The organism is Robertmurraya korlensis NBRC 107688 (genome assembly GCF_001591645.1).
In the GTDB taxonomy this organism is placed as follows: domain Bacteria; phylum Bacillota; class Bacilli; order Bacillales; family Cytobacillaceae; genus Robertmurraya_A.
This window is the reverse complement of sequence record NZ_BCVH01000009.1, coordinates 120,086-135,329: the sequence shown is the minus strand read 5'-3', so window position 1 is coordinate 135,329 and position 15,244 is coordinate 120,086. Positions and strand designations below refer to the sequence as shown.

Annotated in this window: 16 protein-coding genes; 3 read left to right on the top strand and 13 right to left on the bottom strand. The window is 36.4% G+C overall.

What is annotated here, in order from left to right; translation table 11 throughout:
- Nucleotides 1-97: 97 nt before the first annotated feature.
- The 3 genes from mecA to BKO01S_RS13735 all read right to left on the bottom strand — a co-directional run bounded on the left by mecA (nucleotide 98) and on the right by BKO01S_RS13735 (nucleotide 2,393).
- Nucleotides 98-763, bottom strand: coding sequence for an adaptor protein MecA (mecA, locus tag BKO01S_RS13745; RefSeq protein WP_066055026.1), 666 nt, complete (start codon nucleotides 761-763; stop codon nucleotides 98-100).
- A gap of 280 nt (nucleotides 764-1,043) precedes the next feature.
- Nucleotides 1,044-1,439 carry a transcriptional regulator SpxA gene (gene spxA, locus BKO01S_RS13740; protein WP_066054853.1) on the bottom strand — a complete coding sequence of 132 codons (396 nt, stop codon included), beginning with the start codon at nucleotides 1,437-1,439 and terminating at the stop codon, nucleotides 1,044-1,046.
- A gap of 378 nt (nucleotides 1,440-1,817) precedes the next feature.
- Nucleotides 1,818-2,393, bottom strand: coding sequence for a GNAT family N-acetyltransferase (locus BKO01S_RS13735; protein WP_066054850.1), 576 nt, complete (start codon nucleotides 2,391-2,393; stop codon nucleotides 1,818-1,820).
- Nucleotides 2,394-2,560: 167 nt separating this feature from the next.
- On the opposite strand from BKO01S_RS13735, the gene BKO01S_RS13730 reads away from it, so the two are divergent.
- Complete coding sequence (locus BKO01S_RS13730) at nucleotides 2,561-2,746, top strand: hypothetical protein (protein WP_066054847.1); 186 nt, start codon at nucleotides 2,561-2,563, stop codon at nucleotides 2,744-2,746.
- 113 nt (nucleotides 2,747-2,859) lie between these two features.
- Here the strand turns inward: BKO01S_RS13730 and BKO01S_RS13725 are convergent, their stop codons facing one another.
- From BKO01S_RS13725 to BKO01S_RS13705, 5 genes are all read right to left on the bottom strand, one after another.
- Nucleotides 2,860-3,789 (bottom strand): ABC transporter ATP-binding protein, encoded by a 930-nt coding sequence (locus BKO01S_RS13725; protein WP_066054844.1) that lies wholly within the window; start codon nucleotides 3,787-3,789, stop codon nucleotides 2,860-2,862.
- Between the two features lie 11 nt (nucleotides 3,790-3,800).
- Nucleotides 3,801-4,841 (bottom strand): ABC transporter ATP-binding protein, encoded by a 1,041-nt coding sequence (locus BKO01S_RS13720; protein ID WP_066054841.1) that lies wholly within the window; start codon nucleotides 4,839-4,841, stop codon nucleotides 3,801-3,803.
- A gap of 15 nt (nucleotides 4,842-4,856) precedes the next feature.
- Nucleotides 4,857-5,885, bottom strand: coding sequence for an oligopeptide ABC transporter permease (opp3C, locus tag BKO01S_RS13715; protein ID WP_066054838.1), 1,029 nt, complete (start codon nucleotides 5,883-5,885; stop codon nucleotides 4,857-4,859).
- Nucleotides 5,886-6,815: an oligopeptide ABC transporter permease gene (gene opp3b / locus BKO01S_RS13710; protein ID WP_066054835.1), complete on the bottom strand. Its 930-nt coding sequence runs from the start codon at nucleotides 6,813-6,815 to the stop codon at nucleotides 5,886-5,888.
- 141 nt (nucleotides 6,816-6,956) lie between these two features.
- Complete coding sequence (locus BKO01S_RS13705; protein WP_066054831.1) at nucleotides 6,957-8,642, bottom strand: peptide ABC transporter substrate-binding protein; 1,686 nt, start codon at nucleotides 8,640-8,642, stop codon at nucleotides 6,957-6,959.
- A 238-nt stretch (nucleotides 8,643-8,880) separates the two neighbouring features.
- On the opposite strand from BKO01S_RS13705, the gene BKO01S_RS25220 reads away from it, so the two are divergent.
- Nucleotides 8,881-9,240, top strand: coding sequence for a DUF3899 domain-containing protein (locus tag BKO01S_RS25220; RefSeq protein WP_084362075.1), 360 nt, complete (start codon nucleotides 8,881-8,883; stop codon nucleotides 9,238-9,240).
- A gap of 152 nt (nucleotides 9,241-9,392) precedes the next feature.
- On the top strand, nucleotides 9,393-10,382 hold the full coding sequence (gene trpS, locus BKO01S_RS13700) for a tryptophan--tRNA ligase (protein WP_066054828.1): 990 nt from the start codon (nucleotides 9,393-9,395) through the stop codon (nucleotides 10,380-10,382).
- A 28-nt stretch (nucleotides 10,383-10,410) separates the two neighbouring features.
- Here trpS and BKO01S_RS13695 read toward each other — a convergent pair whose 3' ends face one another.
- The 5 genes from BKO01S_RS13695 to opp4A all read right to left on the bottom strand — a co-directional run bounded on the left by BKO01S_RS13695 (nucleotide 10,411) and on the right by opp4A (nucleotide 15,230).
- Nucleotides 10,411-11,157 carry a YjbA family protein gene (locus BKO01S_RS13695; RefSeq protein WP_066054824.1) on the bottom strand — a complete coding sequence of 249 codons (747 nt, stop codon included), beginning with the start codon at nucleotides 11,155-11,157 and terminating at the stop codon, nucleotides 10,411-10,413.
- A 96-nt stretch (nucleotides 11,158-11,253) separates the two neighbouring features.
- Nucleotides 11,254-11,463, bottom strand: coding sequence for a YuzI family membrane protein (locus BKO01S_RS13690; RefSeq protein ID WP_066054821.1), 210 nt, complete (start codon nucleotides 11,461-11,463; stop codon nucleotides 11,254-11,256).
- 114 nt (nucleotides 11,464-11,577) lie between these two features.
- Nucleotides 11,578-12,495 carry an oligopeptide ABC transporter permease gene (opp4C, locus tag BKO01S_RS13685; protein WP_066054818.1) on the bottom strand — a complete coding sequence of 306 codons (918 nt, stop codon included), beginning with the start codon at nucleotides 12,493-12,495 and terminating at the stop codon, nucleotides 11,578-11,580.
- A 13-nt stretch (nucleotides 12,496-12,508) separates the two neighbouring features.
- Complete coding sequence (opp4B, locus tag BKO01S_RS13680; protein ID WP_066054815.1) at nucleotides 12,509-13,474, bottom strand: oligopeptide ABC transporter permease; 966 nt, start codon at nucleotides 13,472-13,474, stop codon at nucleotides 12,509-12,511.
- A 37-nt stretch (nucleotides 13,475-13,511) separates the two neighbouring features.
- Complete coding sequence (gene opp4A, locus BKO01S_RS13675; RefSeq protein ID WP_066054811.1) at nucleotides 13,512-15,230, bottom strand: oligopeptide ABC transporter substrate-binding protein; 1,719 nt, start codon at nucleotides 15,228-15,230, stop codon at nucleotides 13,512-13,514.
- Nucleotides 15,231-15,244: the final 14 nt, after the last annotated feature.

Genomic DNA, 15,244 nt, shown 5'->3' with positions numbered 1-15,244 from the left:
CCCCTCTGAACATCGTCTGACCTATTCCCCTTAGATGGAAGATAAAACTCTTTGTCCAAAAAGTAAAAAACCGATTTCATTTACTGAAATCGGATGATTATCTAAAGTGTTTTCGTATTTCAGAGAAAACATTCTCAGCGATGATTAATTTCCCATACTCTTCTACACGGTGAATGGTAGTTGCTGTTTCATGACCATACTCTAATAATAAGCTTAAGCTATTATCGATATCCTCTTCATCGTATTCTTCTTCAGGAAATTCAACAAATAAATAATATTTGCCTTCAAAGGAGTATAGTCTAGTTGATAAATCTTCTAGAATATTTCGATTTGAAAGTGATATTACGTCTTCAAAATCCTTAAAAGCAATTAGGAATTCGAGTGTATCTTCGTATGAATCATCATCATCGTCTGTTTTTGTATTAAAATGCTGATCGAGTAATTCCTCAATTCTTTCATCTACTGGAATATCTTTCAGCTTATCATCGGTGATAGGAAGCTCGAATTTTTGCCCATCTTTTGAAATTTGTGCTTTTGTTACGAGAACTTCAAGGCCTTTGTCAAGAGCCTGAACTTGAATCCAAAGCGGGCCTTCAATCATAAATTCTTCCTCTTGATGGACTTCATCCATCATTTCCCAAAAAAGCTCTTCGCTTTTTTCGCGGTTATACCAAATTTCATCACGGTCAAATCCTCTTTCCTCAATATCCCCGTATGAAATATAAAACTTGACTGTGTTATCATTAATACGTTCGATTTCCAACATTAACCTCTCCCTTCTTGCATTTTTGGAAGGGACTTACCCTCATGCAGAAAAACGATTCTAGTCTGTATATTACTTAAGGCATGTGTTAAACGTATTGTTGCCTCGTATTTATATTTTATGACAAAAATACAATAAAGGGAAATAAAATGTTCCACTTTTCAAAAAACCAACTAACACCCATAAACTATACTATTCTTCCTACATAATTATCTATTACAGCTAATTTTAAACCAACAATAGATAAAAAACCTTCGATGATATCGAAGGTTTCAATCATTTAATTAACCAAGCGCTGAGCTTCACGTAATTGGTACGTACGAACTCTCCTTGGTAGGAAACGGCGGATTTCATCCTCATTATACCCGACTTGAAGTCTCTTCTCATCAATAATGATTGGTCTACGAAGTAAACCTGGGTTATCTTTAATTAATTCAAATAAATCCTGAAGAGGCATTGTCTCTAAGTTAACATCAAGCTTTTGGAACGTTTTTGATCTAGTTGAAATAATTTCATCTGTTCCATCTTCAGTCATGCGAAGAATTTCTTTAATTTCATCAATAGATAATGGTTCAGAAAAAATATTTCTCTCTGTATAAGGAATATCATGTTCTTCTAGCCAAATTTTCGCTTTTCGGCATGATGTACAACTTGGTGAAGTGTATAATGTTACCATTAACTAACTCACACTCCTTTAAATTTAAACTTATAGAATCTATGTTGAGAGATATTTTGGCCATTTGACGTATTATTTAAAATTACTTTAAATTAGTAATTTATATTGATTATTATACATCAAATCTGAGTAAAAAGGTATCCTTTTTTCGAAAGTTTTAAATTACGATATATTACACTTTTTATTGGCTAGATAGTCTATATACGTAAAGGGTGAGAGAAAAGTTTCATTATTTTATCCTTTTTTTTAAAAAAACACGAATATTTTTTTGTTTTTTTCTTACATACCCTGAAATCTCATATCGTAAACCTTATTAAAATTCTCATTTAGCAAATGAAAATGAAAAACAGTTACCTTCTAAGGCAACTGTTAAAACTCTTAGATATCTTTTAATAAGTCATTGGTCTCATCTTTTTGGTCAAAGCTTAATACTTCTTCTACTGGATCATATGACTCGCCATAGAAATCAATATCTTTATACGTGTGTATTAAATTGTAAGCTTTTTTCATACCTTCAAAAATCGCCTCTTCACTTTCATGTCCAGGTGACCAATAAAGAATTTCCATTGTATTCACTTCATTGGTTGCTAATGATCTTCTTTCATATCCAATCTTGCTAGCATGCTCAAACCCTTCACGTTTATAAAATCGCAATCTTTTCTCTGAGTCGGTATCTTTATAGTTAATTGGTTCAACTTCTAAGATGATTGGTTTTTTCTTCTGTTTTAACTTTTCGAGAAGTTGGTGTCCTAATCCCTTCCCTCTTGCTTCCCCAGAAACATACAAATAATCAATGAATAGAAACTGATCAAATTCTGCATACATTAAGACATGGTATTTCCCTTCATCTTTATGATAAATAGAAGACTTTTCTTGAAGAAGGGTTTCCATATGTTCCTTTGACTTCATTTCTTCAATTGGAAAATACTGATTCAACTTTTCATACCAGTGCATATAATACTCCTTTAAATGGATTTAACCCATAATGTCCTTATTCCGAACCATACAATACAATTTTTTGTTAATATTACTCTTTTCATACAAGTGATAATTCTTTAGAATAGATAGTAGTGGAACTACATAACCGGTCTTACACCAGTTATTCATAAAGGAGGTTTATTATGGGTAGTTATATAACCGACCTAACCATTGTTGCCTTACTAATCATAGGAATTACTGCTGTTTTAGGGGTTATTACTAATGGTATTGGTGAGAAATTGTTTGGCGGCAAACAGAAAGCAGAATTTGTAGACCAATCAGCGAAATTCCAAACAGGCTGGAAACAGGTTGGTGGAAAAAGAAAATAATCATATTTGTTCTATTGATAATCGTAAGCGCTTTAATATTACTTAATATTTATGATAACGCACTTCCTATCTTCCTTCAAATGAAAAACGATCTCGTCTCGAGATCGTTTTTGTTATTTCTTGTATTGTGCGAATTCTTTCTCAGAACATAGAACAAAATGTCCTGGAGATACTTCACGTAATTCAACTGTTTCATCCGCTTGGTAATTATGCATTTTTGGATCATACGTTTTACGTTTCCTAGAGCGCTCTGATATAGGATCCGGTAGTGGAATAGCAGAAAGCAATGACTGTGTGTAAGGGTGCTTTGGATTATTATATAATTCCTCAGCTGGCGCTAGTTCCACAAGCTTTCCAAAGTACATAACTCCAATTCGGTCACTAATATACTTAACCATTGATAGGTCATGCGCAATAAATAAATAGGTTAACCCTTTTTCTTTTTGAAGCTTTTTCATTAAGTTAACTACTTGTGCTTGAATAGAAACGTCAAGAGCTGAGATAGGTTCGTCAGCGATGATAAAGTCTGGATCAACAGCTAGGGCACGTGCAATACCAATACGTTGTCTTTGACCGCCCGAGAATTCATGGGGATAACGATTTGCGTGCTCTTTGTTTAATCCAACTGTTTCTAGAAGTTCATACACTTTATTCATTCTTTCTTCTTTCGTTTTTGCTAAACCGTGGATATCCATCCCTTCAGCAATTACATCAGAGACTTTCATTCTTGGGTTTAATGAAGCATATGGATCCTGGAAGATCATTTGCATTTTGTGATTAAATGACTTTAACTCTTCTTTTGATTTTTTTCCGTGGACATTAACTCCATCGTATAAAACTTCGCCGTCTGTTGCATCATAAAGTCGAATAATTGTTCGACCTGTTGTAGATTTACCACAACCTGATTCACCAACGAGTCCTAGTGTTTCACCTTCATATATATCAAAGCTAATTCCATCAACCGCTCTGACTTCATTTGGCTTTCCGATATTAAAGTATTGCTTTAAATTTCTAATTTCAAGCAATTTCTTTTTAGTTTCCATTGGTTTACCTCCTATTTATTATTAAAACCTGGATACATTTCTCTTCTCTTAATAACGGCTGCTGGTGGCTCTACCTTTGGAGCATCCGGATGAAGTAACCATGTAGCTGCATAATGTGTATCCGAAACTTTAAACATTGGAGGCTCTTGTTCTAAATCAATCTTCATTGCATATTCGTTACGTGGTGCAAATGCATCTCCCTTAGGAGGGTTAAGAAGGTCTGGTGGTGATCCTGGAATGGCATATAGCTCATCCTCAGCTGTATCTAAATCAGGCATTGAGCTAATTAGACCCCATGTGTAAGGATGCTGCGGATTGTAGAAAATTTCATCTACAGTACCAATCTCAATGATTCGTCCACCGTACATAACCGCTACACGGTCAGCAACATTAGCAACCACACCTAAATCATGTGTAATAAAGATAATAGATGTATCAATTTTCTTCTGCAAATCTTTCATTAGTTCCAAAATCTGTGCTTGAATCGTTACATCTAACGCAGTAGTCGGTTCGTCAGCAATCAATATTTGTGGATTACATGCTAGTGCAATGGCAATAACAACCCTTTGTCTCATACCACCTGAGAACTGGTGAGGATATTGTTTAAAACGTTCTTCAGCCATTGGAATTCCAACAAGCTTCAAAAGTTCAATCGCACGCTGCTTAGCAGCAGATTTGCTCATATTTTGGTGCTTAATAATTGGTTCCATAATCTGTTTACCAACAGTCATCGTTGGATTCAAGGAAGTCATTGGATCCTGGAAAATCATAGATATTTCTTTGCCACGAATCCCTTGCATTTGCTTGTCAGTTAATTTCGTTAAGTCTTTCCCATCAAAGAGAATTTCTCCCTCTTTAATTTCAGAGTTACTCTCTGGCAGAAGTCGCATAATTGCCTTTGTTGTAACAGATTTACCTGAACCAGACTCACCTACTATTGCAAGAGTTTCCCCTTTATTAAGATGGAAATTAACTCCACGAATCGCCTTAACTTCTCCAGCAAACGTATGGAAAGATATATTTAAGTTATTTACTTCTAGAATTTTTGACATCTTATTTCACCTGCCTTAGTCTCTCATTTTAGGATCTAACGCATCACGAAGACCATCTGCAATCATATTAAACGCAATCATTACAACTGAAATTACAATCGCGGGAACAAGCATCTGGTAAGGGAAGGCAATCATTGCTCTAAAACCCTCATCGATAAGCGTTCCTAATGAGGCTAGTGGGTCTTGAAGACCTAATCCGATAAAGCTCAAGAATGCCTCAAAAAATATTGCGTTTGGAATACTAAACATTGTATTAATAATGATAACACCAGCGAGGTTTGGCAATAGATGCTTAAAAATAATCTTCGCATGACTAGCCCCTAATGTTCTAGATGCTAAAACAAATTCTTGATTTTTAAGCTTTAATACTTGTGCACGAATAACACGTGCCATACTTACCCAACCCGTTATAGTCAAAGCAACCGTAATTGATATAATACCGGGCTTTAACACAATAATCATTAAAATAACAATTACTAGATTTGGTATACCCGAGAGTACTTCAATAATTCTTTGCATAATATTATCAACTCGGCCACCGAAGTAACCTGAAACTGCACCGAAAGTAACACCGATAACCATGTCGATAAACGCTGCTAGGAATGCAATATAAAGAGAGATTTGAGTCCCCTTCCAAACACGTGAAAATTGGTCTCTTCCAAGTGCATCCGTACCAAACCAATAGTACTCTTCGATTTGTTTCTGCTCATATGGATTAACCACATTTCCATTTTTCAGTGTTCTCGTTCCATCAAATGGTAACCATGAAATATTCTCTAGGGCTTCAATACGTGGTGGTAAATTAGCGTGTTTTGTATTCTGCTTATTAGAGTCAAATTTACTTAATGATGGGCCAATTAAAGCCATTATTATTAAAAACCCAATAACTACTAAACTTACAATTGCACCCTTATTCTTTCTAACTCGTAACCATGCATCCTGCCAATAGTTTAGACTTGGTTTAGAGATACGCTCACTTGTTGAAGCGTCAATAATAGCGGGCTCAAATTGGTCTTTGCTGATTTTTTCATCAAATTGTGCCATTTATTTTTTCCCTCCCGCTAGACGTATTCTAGGATCAATCAAGCCGTATAGAATATCTACTATTAATATTACGACAATAAAAAGGAACGCAAATAACAAGGTTGTTGCCATAATGACCGAATAGTCATTCACTTGTACAGATTTAACAAACTGCTCTCCAAGTCCTGGAACAGAGAAAATCTTTTCAATTACAAGAGAACCAGTCATTAAGCTTACAGCAAGCGGTCCTAATACAGTGATAACTGGGATTAAAGCATTTCTTAAAGCATGTTTAAATGCAATTTCAAAGTAGTTCGCACCCTTTGCTCTTGCTAATGTAATATAATCCGATCCTAATACTTCAACCATTTCCGTTCTCATAAAACGAGCAGCAATAGCGATTGGAAACATTGCAAGTGCAATCGTTGGCATAACTGTGTATTCAGGACCTTTCCAGAATGCAACAGGAAACCAACCTAATTTTACACCAACATAATATTGAAGCAATCCAGCAAAAACAAACGAAGGAATAGATTTACCAATAACGGCAATGAATGTTGTTCCATAATCAATCCAAGTATTTTGCTTTAGTGCTCCTATTACTCCAAGGATAATCCCAAATACTGTCCCTACTAGCAATGCTTGAAATCCTAATAAAGCAGAGGCACCAATCCTTGCACCTAATAATTCTGATACTGGTGTATTGGCAAACTGATAAGATGTTCCTAAGTCCCCTTTAACTAGGTTTGTCATATACGCTACGTATTGAACGGGAACTGGCTCATCAAGCTTATAGTGATCAAGCATCATCTCTAGTTGCTCATCTGACATTTTTGCTTGGTTTTTAAATGGTGTTCCAGGAATAAGTTTCATTAAGAAAAACGTCATCGAGGCAATTAGAAACAAAGTTATAATCATATAAATGACCCTCTGGCCAATATATTTAATCATTCCGTGCACCTCCTGCTAATTTTGAATTTTCCCCATGTTTCGACAATTTCCTTACAGGGAAAAAGAGAGTATATTTTATGCGAATATACTCTCTCTCCTATTTCATTGTACATCATTTTCCCATACTAATTATATGGTAAATTATTTATTTAGTTTAGCATATTTCCAACTGTACTCTGGTCCAAAGATATGGTAAGTAAAGCCTTCAAGCTTATCACTTACTAAGACATTTGATGCACGTTGGTATGTTGGAGCAAGAGCTGCATCCTCGAATAATACCTTTTCAGCTTCTTGAAGAGCTTCAAAACGTTCAGCAGGCTTAGCAGCTAATTCACCTTGAGCAGATTTTACTAACTCATCGTATTTAGCACTAGAGTAAGACATTTTGTTGTGTCCGCCACCAGTTAACCAAAGATCAGAGTATGTCATTGGATCTGGATAGTCTGGGCCCCAACCAGCATGAAGGATATCATAATCTTGAGTATCTTCACGGTCAAGACGTACAGAGAATGGAACACTTTCAAGGTTAATAGTTAAACCAGGAAGGTTATTTTGTAATTGATCTTTAAGGAAAGCATCAACTGTTTTTGATGTTTCAGTGTCTCCACCAAGGAAGTTTAATTCTAACTTATCTACGCCTAATTCAGCAAGACCTTTTGTCCAGTATTCTTTAGCTTTTTCAGCGTCAAAAGTATTCATGTCTCCGTTTGCTTCACGGAAGTCTTCGCCAGTTTCAGGGTGCTTAACAAACCCAGCTGGTACCGCGTAGTTTGCAGCTAGAGAACCGTTTTGAAGAATATCGTTAACTAAAGCATCTTTATCGAATGCTAAAGAAATAGCAAAACGGATGTTTTTGTTAGCTAAAGCTTCGTTTTCTTGGTTAAGCTTTAACCAGAACTCTGTTGGCTCTAACCATGTTACTAGACGAGGATCTCCCTCATACTGTGAAATTACAGCAGGTGTTGATAATTTTGGTGTTACGTCAGCTTGTCCTGCTTCGAAAGCATTTGCAGCTGCTTGTGGATCTTTAGATGTATTGTAATTGATTTTTGTTAAAGTAACGTTTTCTGCATCCCAGTATTCTTCATTCTTTTCAAGAGTCCACTCAGTAGCAGCAACCCCATCCCACTTAGTCATTTTGAAAGGACCGTTAAAGATTAGGTTTTCAGCATTCTTTGCATAATCAGCGCCTTTTTCTTCTACAAACTTTTGGTTTTGTGGATAGAAAGTAGGGAATGCCATTAAAGCTGTAAAGTAAGGAACTGGCTTTTCAAGTGTAACTTTAAGTTCATTATCACTTAAAGCTTCTACTCCAAGTTGGTTAACATCAAGCTCTCCAGCGTTTACTTGAACTGCATTCTTAATTACACCGGACATTATGTAAGGTCCGTAGAATGAAGCAGTTTCTTGTCCAATTGCACGTTGCCATGCATAAACGAAGTCATGAGCTGTTACAGTATCTCCATTTGACCACTTAGCATCTCTAAGTTTAAACGTGTAAACAGTACCATCTTCACTAACAGTTGGCTCACCGTCAGATAAAGCTGGAACCGCATTTTGCTCTTGGTCTAAACGGAAAAGACCTTCGTTAACATTGTTGATCATTGTGAAACCAACAGTGTCTTCAGCAAGTACAGAATCCATAGACGGAATTTCAGCTGATTCTAAAACTGTGATTTCTTGTGTTTCAGCTAATTCAGAGCCTTTAGCATCTGAATCGTTATCAGTGGCTGCTTCGTCCTTCTTGTCTCCACCAGAACATGCTGCTAAGAACATGCTTAGTACTAGAGTTAGGACTAAAAGCAATGAAAATTTTGACTTTTTCACTGATAGACCTCCTTAGATTGTTTTTTCTGAAAAATTGTACATTAGTTATTATACATCGAATTTACTTTTTGTACATGTTTTTTCAAAAAAATTTTACACTATTGTTATAATTGTTAACATCGACTTAAGATATACTATGATATAATTAGCATTTATTAGAAATTAGGCACCTAACCCGACCCACTGGTTTTTTGCTATATTGTTTTTCAAAAATAATATTTTCTGAAAGGATCCACACATGAAAACGCTTAAAACAAGGTTGAATTTAACACTTTTATTATTCTCACAAATACTTATTTTGATTCTAATGTTTTTCACTAATAGTATTTCTCTTCTAAATTACATAAATAAGAGTTTCTATCTATCAAGTGTATTACTATGTATTTCCTTAGCCATCTTTACAGTTAACACTGGCTTTTTTGACGTCGTAACAAAATCCTTTCGATTAATTTTTGCCGGAAAAGATGTAACAAGAGATACAGTAGAAGAAATGAGACCTTTATCTAAGATATTTACTATGAATTATTCTCCTTTACTGGTTGTAGGCTTCATAAACCTTACCCTCTGTCTCCTAGCGCTCTTCTTCTACTATATATAAGTAGTAGTTCTTGATTAAAAGAGAATAGTTACTTATAATTTTTAAATAACCTTATCTTATTAATGGAATTAATTAGTTTGTTGTTTATACTATGCCTTCTTTCTGGACATGTTTGGAGAGATGGCTTTTTACACATAAAAGGAGGAACTATCATGAAAACCATCTTCTCTGGTATTCAACCGAGCGGAATGATAACGTTAGGAAACTACATAGGAGCTTTGAAACAGTTCGTTGAGCTTCAAAATGAATATAACTGCTATTTCTGTATTGTCGACCAGCATGCTATTACAGTCCCTCAGGACGCTCAGCAACTAAGGAAAAATATTCGTAGTCTTGCTGCACTATACGTTGCAGTTGGCTTAGACCCTGATAAGGTAACTTTATTTATTCAATCTGAGGTCCCAGCCCACGCACAGGCAGGTTGGATGTTCCAATGTACCTCCTATATTGGAGAGCTTGAAAGAATGACTCAGTTTAAAGATAAATCCGCTGGTAAGGACGCTGTTTCTGCTGGATTGCTAACATATCCACCTTTAATGGTTGCTGACATTTTGCTTTACAAAACGGACCTTGTTCCTGTGGGTGAGGACCAGAAGCAACATTTAGAGCTTACACGTGATTTAGCAGAGCGCTTTAATAAGAAGTACAATGATATTTTTACAATTCCAGAGGTTCGCATTGCAAAAGTCGGAGCACGTATTATGTCTTTACAAGATCCCACGAAAAAAATGAGTAAATCTGATCCTAATCAAAAAGCTTTCATTTCATTATTAGATGAACCAAAGCAAATAGAAAAGAAAATTAAAAGCGCTGTTACAGACTCTGAAGGGGTAGTAAAGTTTGATAAGGAAAATAAGCCTGGCGTATCGAATTTGTTATCAATCTATTCCATCCTAACTGGAAAAACGATTCAAGAATTAGAGAATCAATATGAAGGTAAAGGATACGGAGATTTTAAAGCGGAACTAGCACAAGTTCTCATTAATGAATTTGAACCTATTCAGAAAAAATACCACCAGCTAATGGAATCTACCGAGCTGGATGAAATTCTTGATAGGGGCGCTGCAAAAGCAAACGAAGTAGCTAGTAAAATGGTTAAGAAAATGGAAAACGCTATGGGGTTAGGAAGAAAAAGAAAATAAATGAAAAAGGCTGGATAACTCCAGCCTTTTAATTTACTTTCGGACCATGCTCCATCTCCCATAACTTTTCAAAGAAGGGCTGCCCTTTTATTAAATTTTCACAAAAAGTCTCATGCTTTAATGACCAACCGTACTTTGTATTTTCATATAGATCCTGCCAAACATTTTCAAATGTTTGATCTTGAATCTCTGAATATTTTTCCGGGTTCCACTCTGTGTACCAGTATCTTACTTCTGCTACATTATTTGACGAGTGAAGTTGGTCTAATGCCATAAATAACAACTGCTTTAATTGTCTCTCTTTTCTTGTTAACCCGTTCATTAGCTCTGGGGCTGGTGACAAAATATGAAATTCTTTTAATGACGAGTGATCATTGAATGCATAGGTAAGCGTGTCATGCTTATCAATCATCTCATAAACTAGTTGCTCTTGCCTTGGAATCAGTCTACTTTTACGTATCGGTATATTATAGCCAATCGTATCAACTACTAATATCCCCGTACCATCTGTGACAACAAAGCAATACTCTAGCTGGATACGCTCGTGATTTTTACGTAAGTAAGCCTTTTGATAGACGTCATCCAATAGTTGCTGAGGAAGCTCAGAAAGATCATTCTCAATATAATTAAACAACACCGACTCAACCTTTAACAAGGGAACCTGATCAAGAAGTTCAACTCCGTCATCCTTCCGCCACTCATGGAAGTGACAGACATTGTATCCGTTCTCTTCTCCTTCAAACCAATTAACCCAAACATCATGAAGATACAACATGAATTAACCCCTCACTTCACAAACTGTTTGTCACTCAGTATGGGCAGGTTAACGTTAATTTATTCCTTTTATGATATCTTAATCCAATTAATGTTGTTATTCCTCTTTACCCGGATAATAAATACTTAAGCATATCACCAACATACCAATTAGAAAAAGATAGCACTCCACACGTTCCTTAATAAAATGAAGATAGTCCATTACCGTATATCCTGTCGTTAATAAGTTCAGGTATGCAATCGTACTTATCCCACCAAGTACAGCTAGTCCAAAACCAGTTAGCAAAAGGAAAATCCTCATAATCATAGAGATTTCCCCACTCTATTCATCGCCCTTCCCCCAGCTCTCTTTTTTACATACATATGTTACTAATGGACAACTTATGTAGACAAAAAAATCTACCAGTTTGAATTGGTAGATTTATCTGTTTGATTTTGGATTAAAGGCATCTTTAAACCCTTCCCCTATGAAATTAATTGATAAGATTGTGCCCGTTAGCACTGCTGCTGGCGGAATCCAAATCCACCATTTACTAGTCAACACATCCGGGCTGCGCGCTTCCTGAAGCATATTTCCCCAGCTTGGTATATTCATCGGTACACCAAACCCTAGGAAACTTAGACCAGTTTCTGCAACAATCATTACTGCTAACGTTAGAGTTGCCTGTACAATAATGGTAGACATTACGTTAGGGAGTAAATGCTTTGTAATTGTTTTAAAAGGTGAACAACCAATTGAAATCGCACTTAAAATATATTCATTTTCCTTTTCAGCCATTACCTTACTTCTTACAAGACGAGCGGTGCCTGTCCAGCTAAGTACCGAAATAACAAAAATTAATGTAGCTGTACTAGATTCTAAGAAGATTGACTTTAACACAATGACAAATAGCAAAAATGGGAAGTTCATCATAAAATCAGTAAATCTCATTAAAGCATTATCTACCCATCCACCGAAAAACCCTGCAGTCGCACCAACGATCGATCCGATGGTAATTACTGCAATCGTAATAGAGAACGCTAGCAATAAGGACGTTTGTCCACCGTGTAATGTTCTTGCAAATACGTCTCTCCCAGACTTATCCGTTCCAAAAAAGTGCTCAGCCGACGGTTCCTTACTCATTTGCGTAAGATTAATCTTAGCTGTTTCTTCGACCGGAATCGTCAAAGGCTCAGCAAAGATTGATAATAAAGTAACAATGATTAAAAATACCAAACTAATCATAGCAATTTTATTTTTAAAAAATTTCCGGCGGGCGAGAGCCCATGGTGATTGGCTCTTCGGAGGCTTTATAACGCTCCCAACAGCCGCTGATGTTGCTTGTGTAACTGGTTCCATTCTCTCACCTACCCTAACTTAAACGAATTCGTGGATCTACTAATCCATATAATAAATCTGCAATTAAATTACCTATTAATGTTAGAACCGTTAACATCATTGCTATGGCCATCATAACAGAATAATCACGAGCATTCACTGACTCAACAAACAGATACCCGATTCCCGGATATGTAAAGATGGTTTCAGTAATAATTGCCCCACCAAATATACTTGCAATATCAAAACCTAATAAAGTTACTATTGGAATAATGGAATTTCTTAAAATATGCTTATTATAAATCGTTGATTCTTTCGTACCTTTCGCTCTTGCAGTACGAACATAATCTTTACGAGAGCTTTCGATCATATCATTACGCAAAAATTGAGTATAGGATGCAGTGGCTAGTGATCCTAGTACAAGAGCGGGTAAAATCGTATGTTTAGCTTTACTAATAAAATAATCAAATGTGCCAGGCTCAACACCCGAACCAATACTTCCTGTGGCAGGTACCCATCCCAGGTTAATAGAGAAAATATAAATTGCTACTAATGCTGCAACAAAGCTTGGAATCGCTAAAGCTAAATAGTTAAATCCTGATATGAGATAATCACCTAAGCTATAAGCATATCTTCCGGAAAATCGTCCCATTAAAAATGCTAAGCAATATGTGATTAAAAGTGCAGATACTCCTAAAATGATTGTGTTTGGAAGGCGATCACCCACCAATTCCATTACTTCGCGTTTGTGTACGAATGAATCACCAAAATCTCCCTTGACCACCCCACTCATCCAACGAAGGTACTGAACGTGAATAGGATCGTTTAATCCCATTTTTTCACGCATTTCTTCTATATAAGCTGGATCTGAATTTAGCGGATCAATTTTACCAGATAGCGCATCCCCTGGCATAAGCTTCGCCAGGGAAAATACCACTACTGAGATAAGGAAAATAATTGGAATCATACCTATTAGTCTACGAATTGTGTATTGTAGCATGCTCAATTCCCCTTATCAAACTAGAATCAAATTGTTATTACTCTGTTACCGCCCATAAATGGAAGTCATCTGTTCCAAACGGAGTAACTTTAACGTTTTGTACACGCTTGTTGATTGCCCACGGATCAATACGTTGTTCGAAGAAAATAACCGGTAACTCTTCGTTAACAAGCTTTTGCCAATCATCATAGATTGCTTGGCGATGTTCCTTAACATCCATGCTTTCATCTTCAGGGAATGTTACACCCTTCTTGATTAACTCATCAGATTCTTCAGAGTACCATCTCCACATATTCCACTTGTCAGTTGATAACCAAATACCTGATGGGTCTGGGTCTGCTGATAGTCCCCATGCACCCATGAATGTTTCAACAGAAGGATCATCCGCTTCAATTGTGTCATAGAATAGGTTGAAGTCTTTTAATGCTCCACCGTTAAGCTTTGCATTTAGACCAATCGCTTGCCAAGATTGAATAATGAATTGTGCACGTGCTTCAGACGTTTCTGCACCAGCCATTGCATCAAAGTTTACAGTAAACGGCTTTCCTTCTGGATCTTCAACGAAACCATCACCATCTACATCTTTGTAACCAGCTTCATCAAGTAATTCTTTTGCTTTTTCTACATCAAATTCATAACCATTAATTTCAGAATCATCAATTTTAGCCCAAGAAACTGAAGGGAATGGTGTATTTAATGGTTTTCCTAAGCCGTTTGCAAAACCATCGATAAATGCTTGACGATCAATAGCGTGAGCCATTGCATGACGTAAAGCTTTGTTTTGGAATTTTTGGTTATCAGATACAACTACACCCTTTTCCGTGTCGTAATGACCCCAGTCAAATCCGATATAGCTGTATGACATTGCATCAGCTTCAACTGCATTTACGTTTGGAAGCTCTTTAATAGCTGCCCATTGATCCTTCGGTGCTTCGATAACATCTACTTCACCGTTTTGGATCAAGCCTTGCGCTAAAGATCCGTCAATGATTTTGTAAACAACTCCGTCTAATTTTGCTGGACCTTGCCAGTAATCATCAAAGCGTTCAAACTCAATCATTTCACCTGCAACGATATTCTTAACCTTGAAAGGACCTACCCCAATTGGTTTTTTACGAATTTGCTCAGAATCTGGAAGTTCTTTAGAAGAAATATCTCCATAATAGTGCTTCGGCTCTGGATAAACCCAGATATTGTCTAATAAGTTTACAGATGGCTCTGTAACCGTTACTTCGATTGTGTAATCGTCAATTACTTTAATACCTTCGATTGTATCAGCTTTTCCATCATGGTATTCTTGAGCACCTTTAATCATAGCTACGTTAGCAAAACGTGCACCTTCATAAGTTGGATCTGCGATTAAGTACCAAGCATACTCCATATCTTCTACAGTAAGCTCTTCTCCATCATGCCATTTCACGCCTTCTTTAAGCTTAAACGTTAATTTCATGTGGTCTTCAGAAAGTTCCCATGTAGCAAGATTTGGTTGTGGTGTTAAATCATCACCTGTTTTGATTAAAGCTTCGTGCATAAATTGAAGAGCATTTACATCATCTTCTCCTTCGTAATATGCATAAGATAAAACACCTTTAAATGGTTGTGTATAACCAAATGTGACGGTACCGCCTTCAATTGCTTCTCCAGCTGGCTTATCACCCTCTGCTGGCTTTTCGTTAGCTGTTTCCTTTGAACATGCTGCTAAAAATAGAGACATGATCAACATGATAGAAACTAGCCAAAATGCTGATTTTTTCATTGTTTTCCCCCCGG

Excerpts from the sequence above, each read along its gene's own strand:
- spxA (WP_066054853.1), bottom strand. The coding sequence starts at position 1,439 with ATGGTAACATTATACACTTCACCAAGTTGTACATCATGCCGAAAAGCG.
- BKO01S_RS13735 (WP_066054850.1), bottom strand. The coding sequence starts at position 2,393 with ATGCACTGGTATGAAAAGTTGAATCAGTATTTTCCAATTGAAGAAATG.
- BKO01S_RS13730 (WP_066054847.1), top strand. The coding sequence starts at position 2,561 with ATGGGTAGTTATATAACCGACCTAACCATTGTTGCCTTACTAATCATA.
- BKO01S_RS13725 (WP_066054844.1), bottom strand. The coding sequence starts at position 3,789 with ATGGAAACTAAAAAGAAATTGCTTGAAATTAGAAATTTAAAGCAATAC.
- BKO01S_RS13720 (WP_066054841.1), bottom strand. The coding sequence starts at position 4,841 with ATGTCAAAAATTCTAGAAGTAAATAACTTAAATATATCTTTCCATACG.
- opp3C (WP_066054838.1), bottom strand. The coding sequence starts at position 5,885 with ATGGCACAATTTGATGAAAAAATCAGCAAAGACCAATTTGAGCCCGCT.
- opp3b (WP_066054835.1), bottom strand. The coding sequence starts at position 6,815 with ATGATTAAATATATTGGCCAGAGGGTCATTTATATGATTATAACTTTG.
- BKO01S_RS25220 (WP_084362075.1), top strand. The coding sequence starts at position 8,881 with ATGAAAACGCTTAAAACAAGGTTGAATTTAACACTTTTATTATTCTCA.
- trpS (WP_066054828.1), top strand. The coding sequence starts at position 9,393 with ATGAAAACCATCTTCTCTGGTATTCAACCGAGCGGAATGATAACGTTA.
- BKO01S_RS13695 (WP_066054824.1), bottom strand. The coding sequence starts at position 11,157 with ATGTTGTATCTTCATGATGTTTGGGTTAATTGGTTTGAAGGAGAAGAG.
- BKO01S_RS13690 (WP_066054821.1), bottom strand. The coding sequence starts at position 11,463 with ATGATTATGAGGATTTTCCTTTTGCTAACTGGTTTTGGACTAGCTGTA.
- opp4C (WP_066054818.1), bottom strand. The coding sequence starts at position 12,495 with ATGGAACCAGTTACACAAGCAACATCAGCGGCTGTTGGGAGCGTTATA.
- opp4B (WP_066054815.1), bottom strand. The coding sequence starts at position 13,474 with ATGCTACAATACACAATTCGTAGACTAATAGGTATGATTCCAATTATT.
- opp4A (WP_066054811.1), bottom strand. The coding sequence starts at position 15,230 with ATGAAAAAATCAGCATTTTGGCTAGTTTCTATCATGTTGATCATGTCT.